26 protein-coding genes are annotated in these 23,669 nt (G+C 59.5%); 19 read left to right on the top strand and 7 right to left on the bottom strand.

The genetic code is table 11. The features are described 5' to 3' along the window. Positions 1 to 64: 64 nt before the first annotated feature. From VGG64_06200 to VGG64_06210, 3 genes are all read left to right on the top strand, one after another. Positions 65 to 385: a small basic protein gene (locus VGG64_06200; protein HEY1599174.1), complete on the top strand. Its 321-nt coding sequence runs from the start codon at positions 65 to 67 to the stop codon at positions 383 to 385. A gap of 108 nt (positions 386 to 493) precedes the next feature. Next, positions 494 to 1,771 (top strand): nickel-dependent lactate racemase, encoded by a 1,278-nt coding sequence (gene larA / locus VGG64_06205; GenBank protein HEY1599175.1) that lies wholly within the window; start codon positions 494 to 496, stop codon positions 1,769 to 1,771. A 54-nt stretch (positions 1,772 to 1,825) separates the two neighbouring features. Continuing rightward, positions 1,826 to 2,479, top strand: a complete 654-nt coding sequence (locus VGG64_06210) for a sugar-binding protein (protein HEY1599176.1) — start codon at positions 1,826 to 1,828, stop codon at positions 2,477 to 2,479. 39 nt (positions 2,480 to 2,518) lie between these two features. Here the strand turns inward: VGG64_06210 and VGG64_06215 are convergent, their stop codons facing one another. From VGG64_06215 to VGG64_06225, 3 genes are read right to left on the bottom strand one after another with little or no spacing between them, the layout of a single operon-like run. After that, on the bottom strand, positions 2,519 to 2,767 hold the full coding sequence (locus VGG64_06215; GenBank protein HEY1599177.1) for a lipoyl domain-containing protein: 249 nt from the start codon (positions 2,765 to 2,767) through the stop codon (positions 2,519 to 2,521). Between the two features lie 50 nt (positions 2,768 to 2,817). Beyond that, complete coding sequence (lipA, locus tag VGG64_06220) at positions 2,818 to 3,747, bottom strand: lipoyl synthase (protein HEY1599178.1); 930 nt, start codon at positions 3,745 to 3,747, stop codon at positions 2,818 to 2,820. Further along, positions 3,722 to 4,471 (bottom strand): hypothetical protein, encoded by a 750-nt coding sequence (locus tag VGG64_06225; GenBank protein HEY1599179.1) that lies wholly within the window; start codon positions 4,469 to 4,471, stop codon positions 3,722 to 3,724. Before VGG64_06225 ends, lipA begins: the two co-directional genes overlap by 26 nt. A 280-nt stretch (positions 4,472 to 4,751) precedes the next feature. Between VGG64_06225 and smpB the strand changes: the two genes are divergently transcribed. The 9 genes from smpB to VGG64_06270 all read left to right on the top strand — a co-directional run bounded on the left by smpB (position 4,752) and on the right by VGG64_06270 (position 13,569). Beyond that, entirely contained in the window at positions 4,752 to 5,237 is a 486-nt protein-coding gene (gene smpB, locus VGG64_06230) for an SsrA-binding protein SmpB (GenBank protein HEY1599180.1), read from the top strand. A 258-nt stretch (positions 5,238 to 5,495) separates the two neighbouring features. Then, positions 5,496 to 6,167 carry an ABC transporter ATP-binding protein gene (locus VGG64_06235; GenBank protein ID HEY1599181.1) on the top strand — a complete coding sequence of 224 codons (672 nt, stop codon included), beginning with the start codon at positions 5,496 to 5,498 and terminating at the stop codon, positions 6,165 to 6,167. Continuing rightward, positions 6,164 to 7,822, top strand: coding sequence for an ABC transporter permease (locus tag VGG64_06240; GenBank protein ID HEY1599182.1), 1,659 nt, complete (start codon positions 6,164 to 6,166; stop codon positions 7,820 to 7,822). The genes VGG64_06235 and VGG64_06240 overlap by 4 nt, the downstream gene beginning before the upstream one ends. A 57-nt stretch (positions 7,823 to 7,879) precedes the next feature. Next, positions 7,880 to 9,484, top strand: coding sequence for a hypothetical protein (locus tag VGG64_06245; protein HEY1599183.1), 1,605 nt, complete (start codon positions 7,880 to 7,882; stop codon positions 9,482 to 9,484). 87 nt (positions 9,485 to 9,571) lie between these two features. Beyond that, positions 9,572 to 10,246 carry a hypothetical protein gene (locus VGG64_06250; GenBank protein HEY1599184.1) on the top strand — a complete coding sequence of 225 codons (675 nt, stop codon included), beginning with the start codon at positions 9,572 to 9,574 and terminating at the stop codon, positions 10,244 to 10,246. A 32-nt stretch (positions 10,247 to 10,278) separates the two neighbouring features. Then, complete coding sequence (locus VGG64_06255; GenBank protein ID HEY1599185.1) at positions 10,279 to 10,866, top strand: DUF3299 domain-containing protein; 588 nt, start codon at positions 10,279 to 10,281, stop codon at positions 10,864 to 10,866. Then, complete coding sequence (locus VGG64_06260; protein HEY1599186.1) at positions 10,866 to 12,002, top strand: hypothetical protein; 1,137 nt, start codon at positions 10,866 to 10,868, stop codon at positions 12,000 to 12,002. The genes VGG64_06255 and VGG64_06260 overlap by 1 nt, the downstream gene beginning before the upstream one ends. 97 nt (positions 12,003 to 12,099) lie before the next feature. Further along, the gene (gene ricT, locus VGG64_06265; protein HEY1599187.1) at positions 12,100 to 12,948 is read left to right on the top strand and encodes a regulatory iron-sulfur-containing complex subunit RicT; all 849 of its coding nucleotides are present in this window, start codon (positions 12,100 to 12,102) and stop codon (positions 12,946 to 12,948) included. Between the two features lie 204 nt (positions 12,949 to 13,152). After that, on the top strand, positions 13,153 to 13,569 hold the full coding sequence (locus tag VGG64_06270) for a Minf_1886 family protein (protein HEY1599188.1): 417 nt from the start codon (positions 13,153 to 13,155) through the stop codon (positions 13,567 to 13,569). A gap of 386 nt (positions 13,570 to 13,955) precedes the next feature. On the opposite strand, the gene VGG64_06275 is transcribed toward VGG64_06270, so the two are convergent. Beyond that, a complete protein-coding gene (locus VGG64_06275) occupies positions 13,956 to 14,183 on the bottom strand; it encodes a hypothetical protein (GenBank protein ID HEY1599189.1) in 228 nt (75 codons plus the stop codon). A 709-nt stretch (positions 14,184 to 14,892) separates the two neighbouring features. Here VGG64_06275 and VGG64_06280 point away from each other — a divergent pair. The 7 genes from VGG64_06280 to VGG64_06310 all read left to right on the top strand — a co-directional run bounded on the left by VGG64_06280 (position 14,893) and on the right by VGG64_06310 (position 20,858). Beyond that, positions 14,893 to 15,531, top strand: coding sequence for a metallophosphoesterase (locus tag VGG64_06280; GenBank protein ID HEY1599190.1), 639 nt, complete (start codon positions 14,893 to 14,895; stop codon positions 15,529 to 15,531). A 569-nt stretch (positions 15,532 to 16,100) separates the two neighbouring features. Then, positions 16,101 to 16,226, top strand: coding sequence for a hypothetical protein (locus tag VGG64_06285; GenBank protein HEY1599191.1), 126 nt, complete (start codon positions 16,101 to 16,103; stop codon positions 16,224 to 16,226). A gap of 664 nt (positions 16,227 to 16,890) precedes the next feature. Then, complete coding sequence (gene ffh, locus VGG64_06290; protein HEY1599192.1) at positions 16,891 to 18,414, top strand: signal recognition particle protein; 1,524 nt, start codon at positions 16,891 to 16,893, stop codon at positions 18,412 to 18,414. A gap of 137 nt (positions 18,415 to 18,551) precedes the next feature. Next, the gene (gene rpsP / locus VGG64_06295) at positions 18,552 to 18,992 is read left to right on the top strand and encodes a 30S ribosomal protein S16 (protein ID HEY1599193.1); all 441 of its coding nucleotides are present in this window, start codon (positions 18,552 to 18,554) and stop codon (positions 18,990 to 18,992) included. Positions 18,993 to 19,060: 68 nt separating this feature from the next. Further along, on the top strand, positions 19,061 to 19,804 hold the full coding sequence (trmD, locus tag VGG64_06300; GenBank protein ID HEY1599194.1) for a tRNA (guanosine(37)-N1)-methyltransferase TrmD: 744 nt from the start codon (positions 19,061 to 19,063) through the stop codon (positions 19,802 to 19,804). A gap of 89 nt (positions 19,805 to 19,893) precedes the next feature. Then, positions 19,894 to 20,265: a 50S ribosomal protein L19 gene (gene rplS / locus VGG64_06305; GenBank protein HEY1599195.1), complete on the top strand. Its 372-nt coding sequence runs from the start codon at positions 19,894 to 19,896 to the stop codon at positions 20,263 to 20,265. Positions 20,266 to 20,441: 176 nt separating this feature from the next. Beyond that, positions 20,442 to 20,858, top strand: a complete 417-nt coding sequence (locus tag VGG64_06310; protein ID HEY1599196.1) for a YraN family protein — start codon at positions 20,442 to 20,444, stop codon at positions 20,856 to 20,858. A 140-nt stretch (positions 20,859 to 20,998) separates the two neighbouring features. Here the strand turns inward: VGG64_06310 and VGG64_06315 are convergent, their stop codons facing one another. The 3 genes from VGG64_06315 to tmk all read right to left on the bottom strand — a co-directional run bounded on the left by VGG64_06315 (position 20,999) and on the right by tmk (position 23,637). Then, positions 20,999 to 21,178, bottom strand: a complete 180-nt coding sequence (locus VGG64_06315; protein ID HEY1599197.1) for a hypothetical protein — start codon at positions 21,176 to 21,178, stop codon at positions 20,999 to 21,001. 1,116 nt (positions 21,179 to 22,294) lie between these two features. Next, positions 22,295 to 22,954 (bottom strand): phosphoribosyltransferase family protein, encoded by a 660-nt coding sequence (locus VGG64_06320; protein ID HEY1599198.1) that lies wholly within the window; start codon positions 22,952 to 22,954, stop codon positions 22,295 to 22,297. A gap of 71 nt (positions 22,955 to 23,025) precedes the next feature. After that, positions 23,026 to 23,637 carry a dTMP kinase gene (gene tmk / locus VGG64_06325; GenBank protein HEY1599199.1) on the bottom strand — a complete coding sequence of 204 codons (612 nt, stop codon included), beginning with the start codon at positions 23,635 to 23,637 and terminating at the stop codon, positions 23,026 to 23,028. Positions 23,638 to 23,669 lie beyond the last annotated feature (32 nt).

Below are 23,669 nucleotides of genomic sequence, written 5' to 3' on the forward strand. Positions count from 1 at the left end.
TGGCCGGGCCCGCAACCGTGTGAGTGGGCCGTGCGTTGCTATTTGCGAGTCGGAGAGATTTGCCATGACGATGGATAAGAGTTTGCGGATTCAGCTCGGCCTGGTCCGTGCCCGCGGGGTGCTCACACGCGGCGAACGAATCACGAAGCTGCAAGAGGGGGACCGCTGGGCCGACGGACGCAGCCCACTCGGCCTGCCCAAGGTGCGCGTGCTGAAGCTCTCGATGAAAAAGAAAAAGAAAGCCAAGGAAGAGGGTGCCGACGCAGCTGCACCAGGTGCGGCTGCTGCTGCGCCAGCCGCCGGTGGCAAGGCCCCCGCAGGCGGAAAGGCCCCAGCCGCAGCCGCTGCCAAAGCACCGGCCAAGGGCGCCGCAGGCAAGAAGTAAGGCATTCCTCGGGCGTCTTTCCCATCCGTACTCTGCCGCGCGCTGGCGGTACAATAACGGGTCGGTCTACGGCCTACCGCGCCGCAACAACATCCAGGCAATCCTCGCATGCGCGTCACGCTTGAATATGGCAAGACTGGGCTGGCCGTTGAATTGCCGGCGGACCGTGTCGTTCGCTCCTTAGGGTACAAGAACGCTCCGCCGCTCGCCGATCCGGCAGGCGAATTGGCCGCCAAGCTTGCTGCGCCGACCGGGACGCCCCCTTTGCCAGAGCTCGCACGCGGTCGCACAAGCGCCTGTGTCGTAATCAGTGACATCACGCGCCCCGTGCCGAACCGCCTGATCCTATCGCAAGTTCTGCCGATTTTGGAAGCCGCCGGTATACCGCGCGAAAAGATCACCATCCTAGTCGCCACCGGGCTGCACCGCCCGAACGAAGGCGCCGAACTGGTCGAAATGGTTGGCCAAGATATTGTGGATCGCTATCGGATTGAGAATCATCACGGTACGGTACTGGCCGAGCACACGTACTTGGGAGATAGCCCTCGCGGTGTACCGATCTGGATCGACTCGCGCTACGTCGAGGCGGATCTAAAGATCACTACCGGCTTGATCGAACCACATCTGATGGCGGGCTTCTCTGGCGGTCGTAAGCTGATCTGCCCAGGCATCGCGGCACTGGAAACCGTCAAGGTCTGGCACGGGCCGACTTTCCTCGAGCACCCCAAGGCCGATTGTGGCATTCTTGATGGCAACCCTGTTCACGAAGAGAACACCTGGATCGGCCGCCACACGGGCTGCGATTTTATCGTCAATTCCGTGATCGATACGGAGCGCCGCCCACTGGCGCTCGTCGCAGGCGACATGGAACAAGCCTTCCTCGAAGGAGTGGCATTCGTCCGCAAAGTCGTCGTCGACACTGTGCCGGAACCGGTCGACGTGGTCGTCACAAGTTCGGCCGGCTACCCGCTCGACACTACTTTTTACCAGGCAGTGAAGGGACTGACGGGAGCCCTGCCGATCGTCAAGCAAGGAGGCACGATCGTGCTGGCGGCGAGCCTTTCCGAAGGAATTGGCAGTCCCGAATTTCAGCGGCTGTTTGACGAAAACCCCAGCCTGGACGTTTTCGTCGAACGGATCTTGGGGAAGGACTATTTCGTGATGGATCAGTGGCAGCTCGAAGAACTGGCCAAGGTCTGCCGCAAAGCACGTGTCAAGATCGTCAGCCATGGCCTGCCGGCCGCGACGATCAATCGCCTCTTTGTCGAAAGTGCGCCAAGCGTCGAGGCTGCCGTCGCGGAATCGCTGGCCGAGTACGGTCCGAACGCGACCTTGGCCGTGATCCCCAAGGGGCCCTACGTGTTGGCGCAAGTTGCGACGGATTAAACGCCTGACACCGGCGGTACGTCGAAGTCAGTTATCCAGCCTGCTGGTTAAGGTATGAGCGAACGCCTGCTGCCGCCACGATTCCTGTTTCGCTTTTCGGCGCCGTGCCATCATCACGAGCCGCTTTGGTCGGCCGCTGGCGCACAACTTGGCCCTCAGCATCGGCTGCCCAGCATTGCCGACTTGGACGACAGCCCCACGTTCGCCGAGGTGCGGGCCGGCTGGAGCGCCGCGGGCCTGGCGTTTTTCGTGCAGGTGTCTGGCAAACGCCGCCCACCGTGGTGTCGCGAGTCGCGGCCCGACGAGAGCGATGGTTTACGCATCTGGATCGACACCCGCGACACGCACAACATCCATCGAGCGAGCCGTTTCTGCCACCAGTTCATCTTCATGCCGTCCGGCAGCGGGCGCAATCTGGCCGACCCCTACGGCGAGTTGTACTTCATTAATCGCGCACGAGAAAATCCCAAAGCCATCCGCCCCGAAGCACTCAAATCGCGCAGCGAGAAACGGGTCGATGGCTACCTCCTCGAGGCCTTCATTCCGGCGGCCACCCTAACGGGCTGGGACCCAGCCGAACATCCGAAATTGGGCTTCAATTACGCCGTAATCGACCAAGAACTCGGCGAGCAATCGTTCAGCTGCGGCAGGGAGTTTCCTTACCGCGACGATCCCAGTGTGTGGGGAACGCTGGAACTGGCGAAATGATCGAAGCCCGTGAGGAAGCGCGCAATCAGCGGTAGCGGACTACGACGATTCGTCCCCTTTGATGATTCCCAGCACCTGTCCGACATGCACTTCGTCCTCTTCGGCCACGAGCGTCTCGATGAGCGTTCCGCTGGCAGGTGCCGGTAGGTCGACTGTCACGCTATCGGCGGCTAACTCGACTATCCGGTCCCCTTCCGTGACTCGGGCGCCGCGTTTGACTAACCACATACTGAGCGTAATTGGCCGAGTGCCTAATCCAAGTTCCGGCACGACAAGATTGTGGCGCATGGCGTCGACTGCGGAGTATGCGGATCGCTGTGCTGACCGATTGCTCGCGATCAGTTGGTCGCGACTTGTCCGGCCATCTCACGGGCGTGATAGCTCGACCGCACGAATGGCCCGCTGGCTACCTGCGAGAAACCCATTCGCCGCGCGGCCAGCCCCAATTCGTCGAACTCTTCCGGCGGCACGTAACGCACCACAGGCAGATGCTCGGGCGACGGTTGCAAATACTGCCCCAATGTCAGCAGGTCACAGCCCGCGTCGAGCAGATCGACCAAGGTGTCGAGCAATTCGTCATGCGTTTCGCCGAGTCCCAGCATCAGGCCGCTTTTGGTCTTGATCGATGGATCGAGTCGCTTGACGCGCGCCAGCAGTTCGAGCGTCCAGCGGTAGTCGCTTTTGCGGCCACGTACGTCGCGGTACAGCCGCGGCACGGTCTCGGTATTGTGATTGAACACCTCGGGCCGACTGCTTACGACTCGCTCAATGGCCCCAGACTTGCCGAGAAAATCGGGCGTCAAAACCTCCACCGCCGCCCCCGTGCGCTCGCGAACCGCCAGCACGCAGCGATAAAAATGTTCGGCTCCGCCGTCGGCCAGATCATCGCGCGTTACCGACGTAATCACCACGTGTGCCAAACCAAGTCTTGCGGCCGCCTCGGCCACCCGCTCGGGCTCATCATCCACGATCCCCAGCGTTTTTCCCTTCGCGACGGAGCAAAATCCGCATGGCCGGGTGCAGACGTTTCCCAGGATCATGAACGTGGCCGTCTTCTGCGAATAGCACTCCATGCGATTGGGGCACTTGGCGTTATCGCAAACGGTCTCTAACCGTAATTCTTCGAGTAGTCTCGCTGTGAAATGGTTAGCGTTCCCTTTGGGAACGTTACGTTTCAACCACGGCGGTAAGCGCGGACCCGCCGCATCAGGACCCAGATCCGACGGCGTGATGATCGGCAGGTTAACTAGCGCGGGCGGATGTGCCATGTCGTGTACGAGCGTGCGCCAACAGCGCGTGCCCGGTATGAAGGTGATAACGTGGACAGTCGAAGGCCTCGGCCAAATGCCGCACCAATCCTTCGCGAACCCGGGACATTTTAACAGGCTGTTGTCGCTCGATCGCCAATGAACTCATCGCGACGGGCTTCAACGCGCCATGCTGCACCGCCGAAAGGATTCGCCGCGAAGGAGATACGTTCACATAAGCGCCGTAATACGTAGTCCAATTCTTCACGGCCACTCCCACCGCGACAATCTGACCTGTCCGTCCCCACATGCCCAGTTGTCCGTCGGGGGCTTGTCCCTGAAAGCCTACCTCGGACAACGCCGCCGCGATGCCCTGCTGCAAGCGGTCGAGAAATCCGCCCACGTTCCACCCGCAGGCCGCCAAGGGAACGATCGGGTAAATCGCCAATTGACCGGGGGCATGAACCAATGAGCCGCCACCACGATTCACCCAGCGGACGGTCAATCCTTCGCTGGCCAACGTGCGCGGGCTGTAACGAATGTCGATCCGCGAACCATGGCGCCCCATCGTGATGGCGGGCGGATGTTCGCAAATGAGTAGCGAGATGTGCCCATCGCGGCGGGCTTCGGTTTCGTACACCAGCCGCTGCTGCAATGCCAGGCAGGTGTCGAAGTCGACCGAGCCTAACAGGTAGGCAGCCAAGGCTGGCACGGCGGAAACCGGTTGGCGATCAGCAGGTGTCATGGGGGACGCAGCGCGCTAGCCGAGAAACCTATGCGTCAAACGACAATTGCGCGACCTCCGTCACGACTTGAGTCCCGTTTTGCCAGAGAGTAAAAGGAACTTGCGTATCCGCCGGTCGGCATCTTGGCTACTCTAACACCGGACGCGCACCTGTAAAAGACGGAACGACTGGCCAGGCCTTACAGGGACAGACAACCTTAAGGGGACACCGGTTTCGTAACGCGTGCGGCACACCGCAGATCGCAGTCGTCCTACTGACTGCAAAACAGTTCGCTACCTCATGTCAAAGCAAAAACCGACCACCGATCGCGAGCACGACAACGAGCGGGTTGTCAGCCAGAACCGCTCGGCTCGCCACGAGTATGAGGTGATCGATACGCTGGAATGCGGCATCATGCTGGTCGGAAGCGAGGTGAAGAGCCTGCGCACGGGCCATATTTCGCTGGATGAAGCATACGCGCGCGTGAAAAACGAGGAAGTCTGGCTCGTCGGCTGCGACATCCCCGAATATGTGCAGGCCAATCAATTTAATCATGAACCTCGTCGTCCGCGCAAGCTGCTACTGCACCGTCGCGAGATCAAAAAATTCGCCGGCAAGGCCTACGAAACCGGACTAACCCTGGTCCCCTTGAAGATGTATTTCAAAAAGGGAAAGGCCAAGCTACTACTGGGGATCTGCCGTGGCCGCAAGCTGCACGACAAACGCGAAAAGCTCAAAAAACAGTCCGTGCAACGCGACATTCAGCGCGCATTGCGCGGTCGCTAAGGGTAAGGCTGTGCTCCGGACGGTGATCTGAATCCCCGGTGCCACGATTTCACTCCTATTGCTCACGGGGCGAACTCGATTCGGGTCGGCCTCGTAAGTACAACCGTGTATCCGCGCGCACGATGCCGACACTGGCTGAGTTCGGGCCGGCAAACTCAGCTTGTCGGATCGAGGTAACATGTTATCTTCAAAGACCTTGTTTCGATCTGACCGACGCGACGTACAGTCTCAGCACTAGGCGAAAAACGAGTTTCCGGCATGCTGCAAGTCAAAGATCTCAAAAAGTCGTTCCCCCAGCCCGACGGCACGCGGCTGCCGATTTTGGACATTCCCGAGTTCAGTGTCGCCGCGGGTGAGCAAATGGCCCTGATGGGGCGTAGCGGCTGCGGCAAGACGACATTGCTGCACATCATCGCCGGCATAAGCCGCCCCGACTCGGGACTGGTTCAATTGGGCGGCTGTGACATTCATCGCCTTTCGGAACATGGCCGGGACCGTTTTCGGGCCGACAACATCGGCTACGTCTTCCAAACCTTCAACCTTTTGCCCGGCTTCTCGGCCTTGGAAAACGTCCTTTTGGGCATGAGCTTTACCGGTGGCCGAGTGGACGAACCCCGTGCCCGATTGCTGCTTTCCCACGTCGGTCTCGCACATCGGCTGACGCACAAGCCGGCCATGCTGTCGGTCGGGGAACAGCAGCGCGTGGCCGTGGCCCGGGCGATGGCCAATCGGCCGAAGCTGCTGCTGGCCGACGAGCCCACCGCAAACGTCGATACTCGCCATCAACAACAAGTGATCGATCTAATACGCACTTCGTGTACCGAGGAAAACGTAGCACTGGTGCTGGTCACGCACACTCCCGAAGTGAGCGAGCAATTCGCGCGTGTGGACCATCTCGATCAACTCAACCAGGCCGTGGTGACAGCATGAGCTTGTGGAAGATTGCCTGGCGCAGCATCCAGCAACGAGCATTGGCTTCGACCCTGACGGCACTGAGCATGGCGCTTGGCGTGGCGCTTGTCGTCGCCGTGCTGGTGGCTCAGGGGGTGATCCGCGATTCATTTACGCGCGGCGCTGGTGGCTACCACCTGGTGGTCGGCAAGAAGGGGAGCCAGTTACAACTGGTCCTCAATACGGTCTATCACTTACAGGACCCGATCGAGAATGTGCCCTACTCGTTCTACAAAGAATTCGTCAACACCCCGGGCCATTCCGGACGTTTCGCACCCTATGTGCAAGTGGCGATTCCCTATTGCCTGGGTGACAACTATGAGGGCTTTCGTGTAGTCGGCACCGTGCCCGCCTTGTTCGACGAGTTCGAATATGCTGGAGGCAAGAAGTACGAATTCCAGTCCGGCGGCCGCAACTTCGAGCAAGAGCACTTCTTCGAGGCGGTGATCGGTTCAGCCGTGGCCCACAAGACTGGTCTTAAGGTAGGGGATGAGTTTCAGCCCACCCACGGTTTGTCCAACGAGGGGGATGGGCACAAGCACGATGCGTTTAAGATCGTCGGCATCCTCAAGCCGACAGGTACGGCCAACGACCGCGCGCTGTTCATCAACATGGAGGGTTTCTTTTTGCTCGACAAGCATGCCAAGCCGGTCGACGAAGTCGCGGCCGCGCATGGCGACGAACACCATGACGCCGAAGACGCCCATCATCACGACGAGCACGCCGAACACGATCACGATGATGGAGCAATGCCTGCCGCTGACGTGGGCGAACAAGACGCCAACCATCCGGCCCACGACGACCACGAGCATTCAGACGCCGCGAAGCCGGACGCTGATCATCATCATGACGAGCAGCCGGGCGAAGCCCATTCGCCCCACGATGCCGTGGGCGGAGGAGCAGAGCATTCCGAGCATGATCATGCCGCCCACGACCCTGCCGCCCCGGATCATGACGCGCATGCTGGCGATGATCACGATCATGATGCCCACTCCCACGTGCGACATGATCACGATGCTCATGACCACACAGGCCACGATCACGAGGGACACGATCATCACCACGAACCTCTGCCAGACGATCAGCGCGAAGTGACGGCCATTTTGGTGCTGGCATCCGACGACTTTAGCGCCGAAGGACTGCGTACTACAATCAACGAGGGCGAGGTTGCTCAGGCCGCCTCCCCCATTCGAGTTATCAACGACTTCTTTAAGACGATGGTCAGCGGAGTAACAATCGCCCTGTTGGCGCTAACCGTGCTGATTATCGTCGTGGCCGGAGTCGGCGTGATGGTGAGCATCTATAATTCTATGAACGATCGCCGTCGCGATATCGCCGTGATGCGGGCTCTAGGGGCGGGTCGCGGCACGGTTTTGTCAGTGATCTTGTTCGAATCGATCCTGCTGTCGCTCGGCGGTGGTTTGCTCGGCTTTGTGCTAGGTCACACCTTGGTAGGTGTGCTCGGGCCCATCGTCGAGGCATTTTCAGGCGTCACACTCGGTTTTATGCAGTTCGTCTCGTATGAGTTAATCTTAATTCCAGGCCTGATCGTACTGGCGGCGCTGACTGGCTATTTGCCCGCGATGAGTGCCTATCGCACCGACGTGGGCAAAGCGCTGTCGGCCAGTCCGTAAAATAGCTGTGGGCAGCACCGGTCCGCAAAAAGAATGTTTCTCCTCCAGGAGCCTGCCGTGAATACGTCATTCGTTCGCTCGTGGGCACTTGTTTTGATCGCCGCCATCGCAATTGCTCCCGCGCCGTTGCGAGCGTGTCCGTTTTGCAGTGCGGTGTCGATGACGCTCGGCGAAGAGTTGAAAACGTCCGACGCGGCCGTGATAGCCACGCTGGTCGATCGGCCAGCTTCGTCTGACCCCGCCGGCGGTGCGCCGGTGAAGAGCAAGTTCAAGATCACCAAAATCCTCAAGGGAGAAAAGCTGCTGGCCGGCAAGCCGGAGATCGAGATGCTCTATTTCGGCTCGCAAGATCCGGGAGCCACATTCCTGTTGTTCGGCGTCGATCCGAAGGAACTGGCCTGGGGCACGCCGACGGCTCTCTCTGAGCGCGGCCTGGCGTATATCGAAAGGGTTGCCCAGTTGCAGGACAATTCCACTGAGCGTTTGGCTTTCTTCCAGGAGTATTTTGAGGACGCGGATCCTCTCCTTTCGAGCGATGCCTTCAACGAGTTCGCCAAGGCGCCCTACTCCGATGTCACGCAGCTCAAAGAGCAAATGCACCGCGACAAGTTGATCGAGTGGATCAAGGACGACAAGGTGCCGGCCAGCCGGCGTCGACTCTATCTGACGATGCTCGGCACCTGCGGCCAGCCCGACGACGTACCGCTGATTGAAGGCATGATCAAGACCGACGACCGCCAGGTGCGCAGCGCGCTCGACGCGATGATCGGATGTTATCTCAGTCTGCGTGGTGCCGACGGCCTGCCGCTGATCGAGGACCTGTTTCTGAAAAACGACAAATCCGAATACGTCGACACGTATTCGGCCATTGTGGCCCTGCGTGTGTTGGGTCAAGAGACGACCCTGATCCCCAAGGATCGGTTGGTCGCCGCCTTGCGGAATATGCTCGATCGACCACAACTGGCCGACCTTGTGATACCGGATCTGGCACGATGGCAGGACTGGGGCGCAATGGACAAGTTGGTCGATCTGTTCAAAAACGCCAACGAGGAATCGTCCTGGGTCCGCGTGCCCGTCGTCCAGTTCCTGCGAGCTTGCCCTGACCCCAAGGCTCAGGAATACCTCGTCGAATTGGCCAAGATCGACCCAGATGCCGTGAAGCGGGCGACAAACTACTTGATGTTGCCAGGCGCGTCGGGCGCCCCCGCGCCGGTAGCCGCCGCGACGAGTGACTCGAAACCAGCCGCCGAGCCCGCAGCATCGGTTGCGACCCAATCGGCATCAGGCGGAGCTGAACAGCAGGCGCCTGCGGAAGGTGCTGTGACGGCGAACGATGGCGCGTCCGGCAAAAAACCTGCTACGTCAGAATCCTCCGGAATCAATGCCGAGGTTTCGGCGACCAAGCCCGATTATGCGACGGGGCCTGCCGCCGAGGCCGTCGCTATTGGTGCGTCGGCGGACGCGAACGGATCCGCATCGAGTCCCAGGGATAAATCAAAGTCCGAAGATATCACGCCAGCAGAGAGCGACAAACAATTCCCGGATCGGGCCGCCAGCCGCAGCGCAACGACACCGATCGGCGTGAAATCCGACTGGACCCTAGTGGCGGTGATCTTTGCCGCGATCGCGGCCGGATCGATTTTCTTGTTCCGCCGACATTAGAATGAAACGTGGGATAATTATGATGACAGGCGTGGGGCTTGGGAGCCTTGGTTTGTCGATCAACCGGGTTGCGACAAAGGTTGTGGTATGAGCGTCGATGTAGCGTCCCGCGTGTCTGATGTCACGATGGAAGACTACGCGCACTATCGTGCGCTCAGCGTGCTGGCCGTCGTCAGCTGCCTGCTCAGTGTATTATCCGTCGCTGCCTTTCTCAGCTGGACGCTGCTGGTAATACCCGCGTTGGGACTCCTTACGGGCCTCGTCGCCGTGCGTCGCATTCATGTCAACGCAAGTGAACTTACTGGCAAGCGCATCGCGTGGGCGGGCGTGTTACTAAGTCTGTTGATGCTCTGCGGCGGCGGCGGCTACCTAAGCTATGAATACGCAGCCGAGTTACCACCGGGCTATGAACGATTGAACTACGCTCAGCTTCAGCCCGACGCCGAGGTTCCAGGTGAAATCTATCCTCCCGACATCACCGAATATGACGGGCACCGTATTTTCATTAAGGGCTATGTCTACCCCGGCAAGCAAACTTCCGGAATCAAGCAGTTCGTGCTGTGTCGTGATAACGGAGATTGCTGCTTTGGTGGTCAGCCCCGGTTAACGGATCGAATCTTGGTAAATCTTGATGGGCCGCTGACACTCGAATATACGACACGGCAACGGCATGTGGCCGGTACGTTCCGCGTTGAACCGGGCCAAGCCGTGGATGGGCTCAGCGGCGTGATCTATCACCTCGACGCGGATTATCTGAAGTGAGAATGCCCGGCACGCAAATCTGGTGTGCAGCAATGCTTTTGTCAGCGTTGCTCTTGGCCGTGGGGTGCGAGGAGAATCGCAGCCCAGCGGCCGTCGAACGCTCTTCCAAACCGACGACCGATTCTGCACCACAATCGACCGCCGGGATGGAGACGGCCGAGGCTGCGTCTGCCGAGGGGGATACCGTACCGTCGAGTCCTGAGGTTCCGGAACCGAAGGCCGCCCCCGTAGAAACGACGTCCGCGGCACCGCAGAATATCACGTTCGATACGCTGAAATTCCCCTTGGAAAAGAATGACGATTATCAGCGGTCCTTGCTGACGCCCGCGATCGCATCGCTTGATCACCGTCCGGTCAAATTGCGTGGCTACATCCTGCCCAGCTTTCAGCAGTCGGGACTCACGCAATTCGTGCTGGTCCGTGACAACATGCAATGTTGTTTCGGTCCCGGCGCGGCCTTGTACGACTGCGTCGTGGTGAATATGAAACCTGGCAAGACCGCGGACTTCACGGTGAGGCCGGTGGCAGTCGAAGGGACATTTGAATTGCGTGATTACAAGGGCCCTGATGGCAAGTTCCTGGCCATCTATCATCTCGACGGCGATGCCGTGCGGTTTTAATGACATATTCAGTGCTCTCGCCGGCGCTGCTTCTCTTAGGTGTGCAGGTTGTAGTCGCCTGCCCCTTTTGCACGGCGGTTAAGCCCAGTCTTGGCCAGCAACGCGACGAGGCGACGGTCACATTATTGGCCGACGTCGCCCGCAGCGAGGCAGGAAAGTGGTATCTCACTATTCAGAAGATCTTCACCGGCGCAGACCGGCTGCCGAATCCGCGGCACCTGACCATTGATGTGGCCAATATTTCTGGCGGTAGTGGTGTCAAGGCGGGGCAGCTCGCCCTCGTCCTGGCGACGCCCGAGGGCCCCGAGTCGAAGTCGGCATGGCAGATCATACCGCTCGATGAGACCAGCTACGCATACGTGGCGCGGTCACCTTCGGAGCGTTTGCCCGCGGCCAAGCGATTGCCTTATTACGCAGAATATCTCGAACACGCGAATCCGCTGATCGCCGAGGATGCCTATCGCGAGTTTGGTAACGCATCGTACGACGAAGTAGCACTTGTCACGGATCGGCTTCCGTTTGCCGCATTGCGACGTGCGATCGAGGATCCGCACGTTCCCGAGGCGCGTCAGGGCTTTTACGGATTGGCGCTCGGTCTGGCAAAAAGCGCAGCGGACCGCCGCGCCAATGAAACCGTCTTGCAGCGCTTGATCGATGCTGACGCCGACGACTTTCGGGCCGGATTCGATGGTGTGTTGGGGGGCTATCTCATGCTCACCGGCACGCCAGGGCTTATCCACGTCGAAAAGCAGTTGCTTGCCAATCCCCAAGCGCGGTCGGGCGACCTGAGACATGCGGCGACGGCGCTGCGCTTCGTCCACGAGTTTGACCGGGGCGTGATTCCGGACGCAGACCTGCGACGGGCCATGCGGCGACTGCTGACGCGACCCGAGACCGCACCAGCGGCAATTATCGACCTAGCGCGTTGGCGAGATTGGGATTGCCTGAACGATGTTGTGGCACTGTTTAGCCGCGCGGAGTTTACTGATCCTGCGACAACGGCAGCCGTCGTTGGTTATTTGCTTGCTTGTCCACGACCGGCAGCTGTGGCGGCCCTGACGCGACTACGTGAACAAGACCCCCAGCGCGTAGCTGACGCCGAAATTCAAGGAATTTTGCCCGCCGCCAGCCATTAGCGGTCGTCGCCATGCGGCGAGTTATTTCGCAATCGAGGGAGCATTTCCGCTCGATGCGGTGAATTGAGCCATCGCGGCTTCTCTTTCCGGTTACACCGTGAGCGACTATAGTGTCGTTGCCATGCAAAAGTATGTCGTCCGCTACGGGGTCATGCGCACCTTGGGGGTCTTCAGCACCAGCCGAGGCGATGTCTTTACGCGCGGTGCCCGCGTGATCGTACGGACCGATCGTGGGCTGGAAGCCGGCGAAGTGCTCTGCGTGGCAACCGAAGAAACCACCGGCCAGTTGCAAGACCCGCAACGCGGACAAATCCTGCGTCTGATGACCACCGACGACGAGCACGAGTTGTCGCGGATGCACGGTCAGGAGCGCGCCGAGTTCGAGAGCTGCCGCCGCGTCGTCAACGAGCTGAAGCTGCCCATGAAGCTGGTCGACGTCGAACACGTGTTTGGCGGAGAGCGAGTGGTGGTGTACTTTTTGGCGGAGAATCGGGTCGATTTTCGCGTCCTGGTGAAAACGCTTGCTAGCGAATTCCAAACCCGCATCGAGATGCGGCAGATCGGCGTCCGCGACGAGGCCAAACTGCTTGCAGACTACGGCGATTGCGGCAAGCCGGTGTGCTGCAATACGCATCTGTCGGAGATGCCGCCGGTATCAATGAAGATGGCGAAATTGCAGAAGGCGACGCTCGACCCGACCAAGATTTCCGGCCGCTGTGGCCGCCTGAAATGCTGCTTGCGATATGAGTTCGACACCTATGAGCAATTGCAAAAGGACTTGCCGGCGGTGGGGTCGAACGTAGTTACGGCCAAGGGGCGGATGCGTGTCTTGGCGCACGAGATTCTCGCCAACCAATTGTTGGTGGAAACTGAGGACCGTTTGCGCGTCCTGATTCCTGCCGGTGATGTGCTGAGCGTGCTCGATTCCGGCGCTCGCAACAATTAATTTTCCCTCGCCTGACCCACGAAGTTCCTCAATCCGCTACATCCTCCGGTCGACGTCCAATATGCTGCGGGATCGACACCCAGAGATTTAGACACCAACCTCAGGGCCTCACTCGGCCAAGACCCGTCAGGCGGCCCAACAGGGTAGCCTGCGTCAGGCCAAGTTGATAATGCAATAGGCCACTGGAAAGATATTGGCGACACCATGTCAGACGCTGCGAACACGCTCGCCGAGTTGCTGCGCGAAGACAAGCGATACCAGCGATCGGCGTATTTATTTGTCTTCGACGCGCTGAACTACGCTCATTCCGTCTTGGAACTGGGCGGACAAAAGGGAGCCGAAGGGGACGAACCGTCGCCAACCTCGGAACGGCACCTGACCGGTCAGGAACTATGCGAGGCGATCCGCCTCTATGCGCTCGACCAATATGGCTACATGGCCAAGGTTGTGCTCGACAGTTGGGGAGTTCATACCACCGGGGATTTTGGTGAGATCGTGTTCAATCTCATCCGCGTGGGACTAATGCGAAAAACGGACGACGATCGCCGGGAAGATTTTGACGATGTGTTCGATTTCGAGAGTGGGCTGAGACAAAGCTTCCAGATCACACCGCCGGAATAAGGTTCCCGGCCGTCAGTTAGTAGTACAGAGTACGCCTCACCGGGACCTTCTTCATATGGCTGCTAAGCGCAATCGGCGAGGCAAATCTTCCGCAGCCAACCAGAGCGGCCGTGCCAAGGTATCAGCGAAGCCGGCGCTAGTCGCGATTTCAAGCGAGGAAACGCCCAGCGCAGACAAGCCGTCGTGGATCAGCTCAACACGGCCCAATCCGCCACGGCAGCATTTCTGGTTTCTGGTCGTTAGTGCCGTGGCGTCGGGGTCGTGGATGGTGTTTCTGCTCGCTATGGCGATGCGTGGTTAGTAGTGCCGGACTGTTACATACCCAACGCAAGCCACCGTCATATCACACGCCTTTTCCTCCTTCTGCCATTTCCGCCTCACGCGATTTAGCGCTTGGGGCCTGAATAATATCGTGACGTGTCGTTGAAAAGCGTCCGATGCCCCGTGCTGCGCAACTGCTGATTGCCTTGCGAACTCGACTGCGCACGGACCGGAGCAGCTTGTCGTTGCAACTGGGAAATGGCGCTACTTTGTCGCCGATTGAAATTATTTTGGTCGAGTTGCGGCCGCACCAGGCTTTGGTAATTCGTGGCGGCTGCTGAGGGATTGTTCACCAAATTCATATATAGGGGCTCACCGAGGGGCGACGTGTCGACGCCCCTTCAAACGGTCGTTGGGGACGATTCTGTCCGCTGGCCGAACGGCTCGCGACAAGCAACATGACAACCGACAACATGAGGGCAATACGCATTCGTGCTCCTTTTGCGCAGAGAATTTCTAACCGTAGAAAAGCGCACCCTAACCAAAGGTGGACCCAACGCGAGTGAGAGGGTCACGCCCAGCCCGCGAACGAATGTTCGTGGTACCAGGCGACTGATCCAAACCGACTCTACTCGGCGGCTACAAACACCACTACTGAACGGCGCGTGAGTTTGTGCTGAGCATTCGATGTAGTTTGTATTCGCTCCCCGTCGAGCGCGTGCGAGTCTGCGCGTCGACCCTGTGGCTTTGTCAAACGCACATCCGTCGGCATGTCACGGGCGGCCGTGCAACCACTCCTGCGAATCGACCTGCCGGATACCGCTAGCACGTGGCGCCTCGGTTTCTCACGAAAATCTAGCGCGACTCTCATCTCCGGAAAATGGGATCCGCCGATGATTACACTAGGCAGGCGATTAGGATGTCGTCGCAAGAAACCCTCTCAAGGAAGCGAGTCTCATGGTGAACTTCGACGCGGTCATCGTTAGCGATTTGCACTTGGGCGCGCGCAACAGGCGGGGTAATGACTTCCTGCGTTTCCTGCACACGATTCGATGACAGCGATTGGTCCTGGCCGGCGACTTGTTCAACGATTCACGTCTACGTGGATTGCAGGAGCGAGACGTGCAGATCGTGGAGTTGCTGAGACGGTACACTAAACACGTTCGCGTTGATTGGGTCGTCGGCAATCATGACCCGTCTCCAACCTGGTTCGCCGCGTTGCTGGGAATCGAGGCGCAAGAGGAAGTCATCTTGAACGTCGGTGCCGCGCAGTACCTGGTGTATCACGGGCACGGCTGGGATCCTTCGCTTAGTTGGCCACAACTCGAAGTCGACACGGCGGACGCTGTTTACTTCGCGTGCCAATGGCTCGACTCTTCGCATCGTCTGGCGCGACGCCTTAAACGCACGTCAAAGCATTTCTTCCATGTGACCGATGTCCTCCGTCGGCGAGCCATCGACGAAGCGCGCCTGCGAGGCGTGGCCGGTGTTATCCTGGGCCACTCGCACCTGGCGTGTGACGTACGTAGCGCGGACGTTCACTATTTGAACTGCGGATGCTGGACAGAAAAGCCTTTGTCGTTTGTTGGCATCTCGGGCTCGACAGCGCGAGTTTACGATTGGGATCCTGTGGCACGTACGCCGCTGCCGCGCAGTCTGACGCCGCTTGATGCCGAGACACTTCTGAATTCCTGTGCCTAGCGTTCGGCAACGAGACACAAATTACCGCGATCAGGGGAAGGAATTCGACGGGTGATTCGTATTCCAGCGCCTCCTGGATGCCTTGTCCGTCAGGCCCGGCGGCGCCGTCGCGGGGCGTCCTCCTCTATTTTTCCCATACTGCGCCAACGGACTCCTAGGGCGCCAATGTCACGCACCCCTTTTGCCTAAACGGGGCAAGATTTTCGAAAAACCTTATTTCTTAAAAAAGCGTCATGGTGGGTCAACGTACAGCCCACGATGAGGGGTTTTTCATGGGGCCAGTGTGATCACACCCTCCGAGGTGTGGAGTGAGAGCAGCGCAAAAGCCTTGAAGTGAACACCCCTTACGATAATTGCGTCCATCGCACAGTTCCTTCGCGTCTCGGCGATATCCGTTGCATCTTGCGCGCCATAAATGGCTGCCGCGCTGGCGGGCTTGCGACGGCGCGGCTGCCTTGGTGGTTGACGACGAGGATCAAATCTATACCGTGGCACCAAGCACTCTACGGGGGATGAAACCCTAGCGCGTCGGGGTTGGAGGACGCGCGCTTCAATGAGGAGTCCTCGTGATGAAGAAGTTCACTGCTATTTGTGCCCTGCTGTTGGTTCTCGCCATGGCCGTTCAAGCCGACGCTGGTTTGCGCCGTTGCCGTGGCGGCAAGTGTGGCAAGGCTGCCTGCGGCGCGTGCAAGTAAAGCACTCGCGCATGCCCTGTGCGATCCGGTTGGATCGCGGCGTTCGTGCCGCGATCCAACCCGGTTTTCGCCCAGGCGCGATCAGCATGCGACGGACCCCTCTGAGGCGCAGCTCTTGTGCCATTTCGGTCGCTTGAGTTGCAGGCCCACCACAGTCGCTGCTGGGACCCGGTCCCAGAATCCCGATCGCCGAGGCTCCGTGCACCATCCCAGGCGAGTGGCCCGCCACCAGGGTCTTTGTTCGAGGCTGGGCACGCCTTGACGGCTTGTGGCGGGCAATTCCTGGCCCCCGTAGCGCCCCAGGCTATATCGTCCCACCTGGGCCCACCGGGCCGAAACGCCTAAGAGAGGTCTAAGCTTGCCCACCGCTCACGCGGCACGACCACGCGAAGCGGTGTTAACCCCCTTGCGGATGGCGTACTTACCACCGAACGAGGATTGCCAACCCGGCCCGCGATGGGCTAGAATCCTGGTTTTCGCCCAAGTTGGCCTACGGCTACCTCTAATGCTCGCCCCGGCTGCTGGTTCCGGCCAGCGTCGACGGGTCAGGCACGTATGGTAGGAGTGCGCCAAAACCCCGCTGGGCCAGCGGCGGGGGATGGGCCGTGGGTTTGCGCGCGGGGCAAGCCCCGTCGTTTGTTCGTTCACACGTAAGAGATCGCGAATGTTCGAGTCGTTGCAAGATGGCCTCAGTTCGGCGCTGCGGACTCTGAGCGGGAAAGCCCGGCTCACTGAGTCCAACATGCGCGACGGGCTGCGCCTGGTGCAACAGTCGCTGCTCGAGGCCGACGTCAGCTTTCCGGTCGTCAAGCAGTTCATGGACCGAGTCAGCGAGCAGGCCGTAGGGGAACAAGTCCTCAAGAGCCTCCGCCCCGACCAACAAGTAGTAGGCATCGTCTACAACGAGTTGGTCAATCTGATGGGTCCGGTCGACCATTCGCTGCACCTCAAGCCCGATTTGACCGTGCTGATGATGTGCGGTCTGCAAGGCTCGGGCAAAACGACGACCTGCGGCAAGTTAGCGCGCCTGTTGATCGAGCGTGGCCGTAAACCAATGCTCGTTGCGGCGGACTTACAGCGTCCCGCGGCCGTTCACCAATTGCAGGTACTCGGCGAACAGATCGGCGCACCGGTTTACGTGGAAGAGGGTGCGAGCGATCCCGTGGCCGTCTGCCAGAATGCGCTCAAACAAGCCAAATCCCAAGGCGCCGAGGTTCTGATCTTGGACACGGCCGGCCGTCTGCACATCGACGAAGAGTTGATGCAGCAGCTGCAGCGTATCGATCGCCGGGTCAATCCCGATCAGGTTTACCTGGTGGTCGACGCCATGACCGGCCAGGACGCCGTCAATAGCGCGAAGGCCTTTAACGAGGCGCTCGAGCTCGACGGCTGTATTATGACCAAGCTCGATGGCGACGCCCGCGGCGGCGCAGCCCTGAGCGTAAAGGCCGTCACCGGCGTGCCGCTGAAATTCATGGGAACGGGCGAGCATTTGGACGCGCTCGAAGAGTTCCACCCAGACCGCATGGCCAGCCGTATCCTGGGCATGGGGGACGTGCTGACACTTGTCGAGCAGGCGCAGCAAAAGTTCGACCAGGACGAAATGCAGGAGCAGGAGGAACGGCTCCGCCGCGGAGAGTTCACTCTGGACGACTTCCGCAAACAGCTCAGCCAGATTGGCCGCCTCGGCCCTCTGAACAAGGTAATGGGTCTGATCCCCGGCATGGGCGGCCTACAAAAAATGATGGGGGATGCCGACGCCGACGGCGACATGAAGCGCCTGGTCGGCATTATCGATTCGATGACCGCCGAGGAACGTCGCAACCCTTCCAAAACGATCGACCAAAGTCGCCGACGCCGCATCGCCGTGGGCGCCGGCGTCGAACCGGCCGAAGTCAATCAGCTGGTCAAGCAGTTCGACGGCATGGCCGACATCATGAAGCGGATGGCCGGCATGGGAATCCGCGAACGGATGCGGGAGGTGCAGCAACTGCAGCGAGGTGGCTTCCTCGACCCAGGTTCGTCATTGGCTCGACAGAAAAAAGGCACCGGCAAGCGCCTTTCCGCCCAGGAACGCACCAACCTGAAAAAACAACGCGAGAAGGAAATGCGGCGACGCAAACGGGATGGCAAGCGAGAGCGCGGCGGCAGTAGTCCGGAGCAGAACGGAAATCCGCGAGGCTTTTAGCAAACTTGTGGGCAATCGCAGCTGCTTGGGACGAACCCCGGCGAGCCAAGTGCAATTGAGTTGAAATGTGAGGTTTTGCGGTCTCGATCGCAAAATAAAGAAGTAACCAAGGCGACGGATTAATTCAGGAGGACCTAGTGGCAGTCAGAATTCGCATGAAGAAGATGGGGCGGAAGCATCGGCCGTTCTTCCGCATTTGCGCGGTCGACTCGCGCAGCCCGCGCGACGGCAAAGTCATTGAAGAATTGGGGACTTATGATCCGCTCGTGCCGGATGTGGACGCCCGCGTGCTATTAAATCCGGAGCGGGTTTCGTACTGGCTATCCGTCGGTGCCAAGCCAAGCGTCAACGTCAACGTATTCATTAAGAAATACGGCCCGGAAGGCACGCACCTGGAAGTGCAGACGGCCGCCCGCGAACGGTTGGCGCTGCCGAAGCAGGTACCTCCTGCGCCGGAACCTGTCTTCGTTTACTCGCCAAAGTCCGCCGAAGAGCCGAGGGCAGAAGCGACGAGCGAAGAGCCAGCAGCCGCCGAAGCTACCACGGAGCCGGCAGCGACTGAAGCCGCTTCGGAATAGTATTTAGGCGCGACCACATCGCCACGATACAGAGACCGCGACACTTTACACCGCAATGATGATGTGCCATGCGTTTCGACGTGCTGACCCTATTTCCGGAGATGTTTCCGGGCTATCTGGGCCAAAGCTTGTTGAATCTTGCGATCCAGCGAGGGCTGGTCGACGTGCGGCTGCACAACATTCGCGATTGGACGCATGACCGCCATAAAACGGTCGACGATCGGCCGTTCGGCGGTGGGCCAGGCATGGTGCTGAAGGTTGAACCTGTAGTGGAATGTGTCGAGGCCGTGCAAGCCCAGGCCGAAGAGGCAGGGCACGTGATCATGCTGACGCCGCAAGGCCGCCGGCTCGATCAAAGCGTTGTTGAGGAGTTGGCCGCCAAGCGGCGGTTGCTGCTATTGTGCGGCCGGTACGAGGGTTTTGACGAACGGGTGCGACAGATCCTCGCCCCCGACGAGGTTTCGATCGGTGATTTCGTGCTCAACGGCGGCGAGGTCGGGGCAATGGTGCTTATCGACACCGTGATTCGGCTGGTGCCAGGTGTGCTGGGAGACGAGGAGAGCAATCAACAAGATTCATTTACCGGGAAGCAACGACTTTTAGAGTTTTCGCAGTACACGCGTCCGCGCGAATTTCGCGGGTATGAAGTGCCAGAGATTCTGCTCAGCGGCGACCACCAGGCCATCGCTCGCTGGCGCGATCAACAACGTATCGAGCGGACAAATCATCGCAGAGCCGCAGCCACACGATCGCCCGGCCCCGTAGCCGATCCGATCACCACTACACAGGATACCTCGCCGAGCACCCGGTAAAACGAACCAAGCCCGGGCAATGAATTCAGTCTGCCCAGGTCAAGCGCCGCGCTCGGCATAAAGAAATACCTTAGAAAGGACCATTAAAAATGAGCCAACAATTACTCGCCAAGGTGGAAAAAAGCAGTCTTCGTGAACAAGTCCCCGAGTTTCAGATCGGCGATACCGTGGACGTACACACGCGAATTCTGGAAGGCGACAAAGAGCGTATCCAGATCTTCAATGGCGTAGTTATCGCCCGTAGTGGATCCGGCACACGCGCAATGTTCGTCGTACGTCGCATCGTGCAGGGGGAAGGGGTTGAGCGGAAGTTCCCGCTGCACTCCCCGCGGATCGCCAAGGTCGAAGTTAAGCGATCCGGCATTGTGCGTCGTGCCAAGCTGTACTTCCTCCGCGATCGCATCGGCAAGGCCGTGCGCCTGCGTGAGCGGCGTGGAGCGAAGCAGGATAGCGCGGAATAACTTCCGCATCGTCAATCGGCACAAGGAAGCCCGCGACGTCTTTGGCGGCCCTTCAATGCGACGTCGGGCAGTAACGCGCGATATCGTTGGTTACACGCGGCCAGTTCGTTCGCTCGTCAGCCGAAACTTGGGCAACGATTTCCTCATGGATTCCGTTCATTCACGCGGCGGGCAGCATGCGTTTTCTGAACTTTCTCCGACGCTTCATGGCCGTGAGAACTCTTGGGCAGCGGGGCGAGGACGCCGCAGCGAGATTCCTGCGCCGTCGCGGCTATAAAATTGTGGCACGTGGCGACCGCGCGGTCTTGGGAGAATTGGACTTGGTCGCGGTTGACGGTCGCACGATCGTCTTCGTGGAAGTGAAGACCCGTGAGTCCCACGACAAGGGGCACCCGGCTGATGCCGTTGACCGGGAAAAACAACGCCGGCTCAGCCGTTTGGCCGTGGCGTACCTGCGCCGCCACGATCTATTGGAGCAGCAAGCACGGTTCGACGTTGTCGCCGTTACTTGGTCACGCCACGCTCGCCGGCCGGTGATCGAACATTTCCAGCACGCCTTCGAGGCCACGGGCTGGAGCGGGATGTTCAGCTGAGGCCGCGCGGCACGTCCCCGTCCTGCCGCGCGGCGTTATTCTCCGGCAAGCATCTCGTGCCGGACGGGGACATTCCCGTCCGGATAATTCTGGCGCTGCCATTTCATGGCGGATCCGTGCGTTGGACTCGCTACAGCCGACTACAAGCCGTAATGTCGACGACGGCGATTTTTCATGCCGCCAGTCGGCTTGATGACGTTATGCGACGAGGAGCGGGCCGCCACTGGCGCGATTCGCTTTTCAAAGCCCTTTCGCAATCGCTTGGGAACGCGGCGATCAATCGATTCGTCGTGCGAGAATTCAAACTGGTCCTTTGACATTAGCTTTCTCCTTACTTTCAAAAGCTGTGGTGTTTCCTACCGCCTGTCTGGCCTTGACCAACCCGGCCAAACGACGGCACTTCGCATTCCGCCCTCCCGAACGAAGCAGCGGACCCGCCAAACAGGTTGCAGGGCCTTCCTAGACGCCAGCCGTCGCGTATGGGCGTGACGTCTGACGCGATGTCTTGGCTCTGCAGTTCCGATTTGGCTGCCCTTGGTAAAGCAACGAACATGCCAAGCCTGCTGGCGACCTGAAAGAACCGAGACTTCGCGAAAATGCCGTGAAAACGGGTCATTTTGCGTTCAGATTTGGTCGCAAGACTTGATCGCGCGCGCGAGCGCTTCCGCGTCTTGGTGAAAGTCACGTCGCATGACGATAAGCGCAGTCTGCGATTTGTGTTAGAGCGGAGCCCAAGGCCGTCCCGCTCAGTCTGGCAAAGGCAATCGCGCGCTGCCACACGCCTTAAATCACTGCCTGCAAGTAACTTATGGCGCGGTCACAAAAACGGTGATGCGTTTCACCAAAATGGTGAAATCACCGGACCGCTCCGCCGGCGGTCCCACGTCCTATGTCCGGTTCTGTTCGCACGGCCCACAATCGAGCGAGCGAACGCCGTCACGGATTAAAACTCACCCCGGAACCGTCGCATGCCGCGGCCTGACGCGTGGGTTGCGCCGATGCCACTGCCGTTTTATTTAGGACGCGATCAGCGCAGCGCGCAAAAAACGCATCCTCTTTAGTTGTCGTTAGTTATATATCTAATGTCGAACAACCTTTGAGTGTATTGTGCCATCGCGGCGCGGACCTGGTCCGAACGCCGCGCGTGCCGAGCCTTCGCTCCAAAACAAATACAAATATCGGCGCGGGCGCGCAATCGAGCGCGAACTTGCGTTTAAAGACTGTTCCGAGTCCCGTGCCGCGCGAGCGACTAACCATTCGTCGCCCGAGTAAGCGCACGGAGCCGATCTCATATATGCAAGTGCGGTGCCAAAGCCCTGCGTCAATCCACGAACAGCAAGAGTTGAGCCGCCCTTTGGCATGGCCTGACGCCGCCGCTTGGGGTCAGTTCTGAGTGGCGGTCCGCCATTGAGCCTGCGGAGGGCTGGATCCGCTGATCAGAGCTGATCCTGCCGGGTGTCCAAGAAGTCTTGCCCGTGAGCATATTGAGTATTCACTGGCACTCCCTGCCCGCAGAGCGGACAGTCGGCCGCGGACCACTCGGGAATATCGGTTTCCAGTGAATAGATGTACCTGCTGACCCCGATTCCAACGGTGTCAACATTTCCACGGTGAACAAGCGCCGCGACCGTGGTTACATGGCCTCGGGCCCGACGGACCGCCTCAACCGTTTGCCGTACGGAGTGACCACTATTTACGATGTCGTCCACGACGAGAACACGACGCCCCGCCACAAGATGGTCGTAACCGCGCCGCAAGACGAATCTGCCTCGTAGTTGGCCGAAATCAGGGGATGCCTCGTGTTCGGCAAAGACCGCCGGCAAGCCCAGGGCGTGCGCCGTCCACTGCGCCACGATTAGTCCCCCCGTTGCCGGCCCGCAAACGACTTCGGCATCGATCGGTCGCACGGCTTCTGCCAACATAGACGCGAGATGATCCACACGTTTTGGGTCGATGAAAATCGCATCCTTGTCGATCCAACCGCTACCGTGATCGCCGGAAATGTAGACGAAGTGATCATTTTCAAGGATAGCGTGGCAAGCCGTCAGGATGCTCTGAGTTTCGTCGGCCCGGCGTTTGGCAATATCGTCGCTCATCGATTTAATGGGAACCCGTTTCGCAACAGATCGTCAAAAGTGGTGAGTCGCGATGCGAACCACGTTGCATCTCAACTGCTTGACAGTCGCTCTTCAACCGCGCGAAAGATGTCTGCCTTGACCGCCTCGATCGGCCGGGCGGCATCGATCACCACGATCTGTTCCGGTCGTCGGCTGGCTTCGGCAAGAAAGCCTTGCCGCAATCGGTGGCGGAACTCGTCCCCTTGCCGCTCCATACGATCCAGCGGCCGTGCCAGGCGCGTGGTCGCCGCCTCGGGAGGCATGTCCAGCACAATTGTCAGATTTGGTTCCAGTCTGCCCGTGGCCGTTTGTCCGATGCGCCACAATTCCTTGATGTCGAGCCCGCCGGCATGTCCCTGATAGACGACATTCGCCAATAAGTATCGATCGGAAATTACAATCTGGCCGGCCTCCAGTGCAGGCCTGATGACGTCGTTCACTAGCTGAGCTCGTGCGGCCATGTAAAGCAGCATTTCTGCTGTCCGTGTGATGGGCACGTCATGCGCGTCGAGCAAGATGCGACGAATCGCATCGCCCAGGGGAGTGCTGCCGGGGTCTCGGCACGTGACGATGTCGCGCCCCGTTGTCCGCAACCAAGCGGCCAACAGTGCGAGTTGCGTGCTTTTTCCTGCCCCGTCTATGCCGTCTAGGGAAAGAAACACCTGGAATCGAGCCTCGCGACAATAGTGCAGGA

This window comes from Pirellulales bacterium, assembly GCA_036490175.1.
Classification (GTDB): domain Bacteria; phylum Planctomycetota; class Planctomycetia; order Pirellulales; family JACPPG01; genus JACPPG01.

What these genes read in the sequence shown, in the direction of transcription:
- VGG64_06200 (HEY1599174.1), top strand. Translation starts at nt 65, where the DNA reads ATGACGATGGATAAGAGTTTGCGGATTCAGCTCGGCCTGGTCCGTGCC.
- larA (HEY1599175.1), top strand. Translation starts at nt 494, where the DNA reads ATGCGCGTCACGCTTGAATATGGCAAGACTGGGCTGGCCGTTGAATTG.
- VGG64_06210 (HEY1599176.1), top strand. Translation starts at nt 1,826, where the DNA reads ATGAGCGAACGCCTGCTGCCGCCACGATTCCTGTTTCGCTTTTCGGCG.
- VGG64_06215 (HEY1599177.1), bottom strand. Translation starts at nt 2,767, where the DNA reads ATGCGCCACAATCTTGTCGTGCCGGAACTTGGATTAGGCACTCGGCCA.
- lipA (HEY1599178.1), bottom strand. Translation starts at nt 3,747, where the DNA reads ATGGCACATCCGCCCGCGCTAGTTAACCTGCCGATCATCACGCCGTCG.
- VGG64_06225 (HEY1599179.1), bottom strand. Translation starts at nt 4,471, where the DNA reads ATGACACCTGCTGATCGCCAACCGGTTTCCGCCGTGCCAGCCTTGGCT.
- smpB (HEY1599180.1), top strand. Translation starts at nt 4,752, where the DNA reads ATGTCAAAGCAAAAACCGACCACCGATCGCGAGCACGACAACGAGCGG.
- VGG64_06235 (HEY1599181.1), top strand. Translation starts at nt 5,496, where the DNA reads ATGCTGCAAGTCAAAGATCTCAAAAAGTCGTTCCCCCAGCCCGACGGC.
- VGG64_06240 (HEY1599182.1), top strand. Translation starts at nt 6,164, where the DNA reads ATGAGCTTGTGGAAGATTGCCTGGCGCAGCATCCAGCAACGAGCATTG.
- VGG64_06250 (HEY1599184.1), top strand. Translation starts at nt 9,572, where the DNA reads ATGAGCGTCGATGTAGCGTCCCGCGTGTCTGATGTCACGATGGAAGAC.
- VGG64_06255 (HEY1599185.1), top strand. Translation starts at nt 10,279, where the DNA reads ATGCTTTTGTCAGCGTTGCTCTTGGCCGTGGGGTGCGAGGAGAATCGC.
- VGG64_06260 (HEY1599186.1), top strand. Translation starts at nt 10,866, where the DNA reads ATGACATATTCAGTGCTCTCGCCGGCGCTGCTTCTCTTAGGTGTGCAG.
- VGG64_06270 (HEY1599188.1), top strand. Translation starts at nt 13,153, where the DNA reads ATGTCAGACGCTGCGAACACGCTCGCCGAGTTGCTGCGCGAAGACAAG.
- VGG64_06285 (HEY1599191.1), top strand. Translation starts at nt 16,101, where the DNA reads ATGAAGAAGTTCACTGCTATTTGTGCCCTGCTGTTGGTTCTCGCCATG.
- ffh (HEY1599192.1), top strand. Translation starts at nt 16,891, where the DNA reads ATGTTCGAGTCGTTGCAAGATGGCCTCAGTTCGGCGCTGCGGACTCTG.
- trmD (HEY1599194.1), top strand. Translation starts at nt 19,061, where the DNA reads ATGCGTTTCGACGTGCTGACCCTATTTCCGGAGATGTTTCCGGGCTAT.
- rplS (HEY1599195.1), top strand. Translation starts at nt 19,894, where the DNA reads ATGAGCCAACAATTACTCGCCAAGGTGGAAAAAAGCAGTCTTCGTGAA.
- VGG64_06310 (HEY1599196.1), top strand. Translation starts at nt 20,442, where the DNA reads ATGCGTTTTCTGAACTTTCTCCGACGCTTCATGGCCGTGAGAACTCTT.
- VGG64_06315 (HEY1599197.1), bottom strand. Translation starts at nt 21,178, where the DNA reads ATGTCAAAGGACCAGTTTGAATTCTCGCACGACGAATCGATTGATCGC.
- VGG64_06320 (HEY1599198.1), bottom strand. Translation starts at nt 22,954, where the DNA reads ATGAGCGACGATATTGCCAAACGCCGGGCCGACGAAACTCAGAGCATC.